4 protein-coding genes are annotated in these 2,646 nt (G+C 61.9%); 1 reads left to right on the plus strand and 3 read right to left on the minus strand.

What is annotated here, in order from left to right:
* Window positions 1-316, minus strand: a 316-nt coding sequence (locus DBR24_RS26170) for an RNA polymerase sigma factor (protein ID WP_305889142.1), incomplete at its 3' end; no start/stop codon positions are given.
* On the minus strand, window positions 313-978 hold the full coding sequence (locus DBR24_RS26175; protein WP_128616163.1) for a secretin and TonB N-terminal domain-containing protein: 666 nt from the start codon (window positions 976-978) through the stop codon (window positions 313-315). The genes DBR24_RS26170 and DBR24_RS26175, both read right to left, overlap by 4 nt.
* Before the next feature lie 207 nt (window positions 979-1,185).
* On the opposite strand from DBR24_RS26175, the gene DBR24_RS26180 reads away from it, so the two are divergent.
* Window positions 1,186-1,530 (plus strand): hypothetical protein, encoded by a 345-nt coding sequence (locus DBR24_RS26180; protein ID WP_123468045.1) that lies wholly within the window; start codon window positions 1,186-1,188, stop codon window positions 1,528-1,530.
* A 363-nt stretch (window positions 1,531-1,893) separates the two neighbouring features.
* Here the strand turns inward: DBR24_RS26180 and DBR24_RS26185 are convergent, their stop codons facing one another.
* A complete protein-coding gene (locus DBR24_RS26185; RefSeq protein ID WP_128616162.1) occupies window positions 1,894-2,334 on the minus strand; it encodes a carboxymuconolactone decarboxylase family protein in 441 nt (146 codons plus the stop codon).
* Window positions 2,335-2,646 lie beyond the last annotated feature (312 nt).

Below are 2,646 nucleotides of genomic sequence, written 5' to 3' on the forward strand. Positions count from 1 at the left end.
TTTGCCCGCCCACCACCCGCGCCGGATCGAGGGCTTCGTCACCGATTTGCAGCAGTTCCTCGACTTCCTCGCCGGTGAGCAGGCGCGCATCGGCCTGGCGGCGGTCCGCAGCGATGTTCAGGGCCATGCGATAGAGGTAGGCGTTGGGCCGCAGGACGTTCGGCGGCGTCTCCATGCGGTCGACCCGCAGGTAGGTTTCGTGCAGCACGTCGTTGGCCAGGTCTTCCGAACCGAGACGCCTGCGCAGGCGCACCCGAAAGTCCTCGTAGGACGTCAGGAACAGTTGGACCATCGAACCTTGTCCGGTGTCTTTCATCCCCCGGAGACTCCTTCCCATGTGGTGCATTCCATGCGTTTCCCTGACGACTCCGGTAACAACAGCAACGTGACCGGCTGACGCAAGGCGCTGGGCGTCGGCCGGTCGATCCTGAGATTGCGAAAGCTCTCTACCAGCGCATTGTCGCGCCGTACATCGCCGGTCGAGGTGACCAACCGGTTGTGCTGCACCACGCCGTCACGCCCGACCCACACCTGCAACACCGCGCGATAACTGCCCGGACGCGTCAGCGGCGAACGGCACAGGTTGCGCTCGATGGCCGCTTGCACGGCCGTGGCGTAACTGCGGTTGACGGCAACGCTTTCGGACGTCTGTTTTTGTGGCGGCGCCGGCACGTCTTCGACCTGCGCCACTTGCAACGTAAACGCATCGTCCCGGGCATAACGCGCCATCAAACCACTGCCGCCGAGCAATCGACGCAAGGCATCGGCGGCGGTGTACTCACCGTCCACTGCCAGCGAGCGACGACCGCGACTCAACTGACTGTCGACCAGCACCGCTACGCCGGTGGCGTGGCTGTACTGGTCCAGCGCGTGCGCCAGATCCTGTGCCGGAATGTGCAGCGTCATGCGCAAGTCCGCCGGCACCGCGTCGGCCATGGCATGGCCCGCCGCACAGCCAAGCAGCCACCCCAGACACATCCGGCGCACAAGTCTCGTTGAACGCTGAAAACCGTCCCTGGAACTGCCTCGCTGCACGGCTGACGAATCCTTGGAAATCGTCATCCTGAGGGCTGTTTATGAATCTGGTGTGACGGACGGTGCAAAAAAACCATCACGGGATTTGCGCAAGGCTTGCACTAGACTCAAGCCATAGCGCGGCCCCTCCGGGCCGGCCAGGAGGCGAGCATGAACACACTGTGGCGATTCAGCCTTGGCGGGCTGTTGTTGACGGCGCTGTCGAGCGCTTTTGCCGAAGAACCCTTGGGCTGTGTCGAGGTGACGGTCGGCGGGTACAAGGCGCCGAACTACGATTGCCTGAGCCAGCAGATGGGCAACAACCCGCAAGGCGCAGCGGCGGCGGAGAAAAATCAGCAAGCGCTGAATGTACCCGTCAACAAGCGGCCACCGAATCAGGTGGGCCTCGCGACCCCGGCCGCGACCAGTACGCGGATGGGCAATACCTTCGGCACCTCGGTAAAACCACAACGCCCACCAGCCAATGCCGGCACCTCTCCACTCATCAATAAATGACACATCCACTTGGGGGCAAGGAACTCACACACCTGTAAGGAGCGAACTCACACACCTGCAGGGAGGCTCACCAACCTGCAGGCAGGCTCACAACCTGTAAGGAGCGAACTCACACACCTGCAGGGAGGCTCACCAACCTGCAGGCAGGCTCACAACCTGTAGGGAAGCTCACTAACCTGTAGGCAGGCTCACCAACCTGCAGGCAGGCTCCCAACCTGTGGCGAGGGGATTTATCCCCGTTCGGCTGCGCAGCAGTCGTAAACCCGCTGCGCAGGGTAAGCCTGATGTACCGAGTTGTAAGGTTCGGGGGCTGCTTCGCAACCCAACGGGGATAAATCCCCTCGCCACAGGTGAATGTGTACGTCAGTCACTGGGGGTTTGGCGGAAGCTGACGGCCAGGCGATTCCAGCTGTTGATCGTGGTCACGGCGATCGTCAGGTCCACCAGTTCCGCTTCGCTCATCTGCGCCTTGGCCTGCTGGTACACCTCATCGGGCACATGACTTTCAGCCAACAACGTCACCGCCTCGGTCCAGGCCAGCGCCGCACGCTCACGCGGGTTGAAGAAGCCGCTGTCACGCCACACCGCGATCGCATACAAACGCCGATCACTCTCCCCCGCGCGCCGCGCATCCACCGAGTGCATGTCGGTACAGAACGCGCAGCCATTGAGCTGCGAGGCGCGGATCCTGATCAGTTGCAGCAACGGCTGTTCGATGCTCAGGTGGCTGGTCAGCGCCTCCATCGCGATGATCGCTTTCATCGCCTTGGGCGACGCATTGTAGTAATCCAGGCGCGGGCTCATGGGCAGGTCTCGGCAGACGGAATAATGACTTCACCGTAAACGCCGACACCTGCGCGTTACAGCCCCAATTGCACGGAAAACCGCTACACCACTGACAGGAAAAATACGATTTCTTGCGGGCACTGCAAAACACTGCGGGAGCGGGCTTGCCCGCGATGACGTCGGCACATCCAAAGAATATTTCGCCTGATACACCGCTATCGCGAGCAGGCTCACTCCTACAGGGGATTGGGGCCAATTTCGGGTTTTTGTGGTGCGCAACTATTGCCGACCACGCAACAGCGGTAATCTGGCGGGCACACCAATAGCCCC

Source organism: Pseudomonas sp. HMWF006, from assembly GCF_003061205.1.
Classification (GTDB): domain Bacteria; phylum Pseudomonadota; class Gammaproteobacteria; order Pseudomonadales; family Pseudomonadaceae; genus Aquipseudomonas; species Aquipseudomonas monsensis.

Coding starts and splice junctions, on each gene's coding strand:
- DBR24_RS26185 (WP_128616162.1), bottom strand. CDS start 2,334: ATGAGCCCGCGCCTGGATTACTACAATGCGTCGCCCAAGGCGATGAAA.
- DBR24_RS26175 (WP_128616163.1), bottom strand. CDS start 978: ATGTGTCTGGGGTGGCTGCTTGGCTGTGCGGCGGGCCATGCCATGGCC.
- DBR24_RS26180 (WP_123468045.1), top strand. CDS start 1,186: ATGAACACACTGTGGCGATTCAGCCTTGGCGGGCTGTTGTTGACGGCG.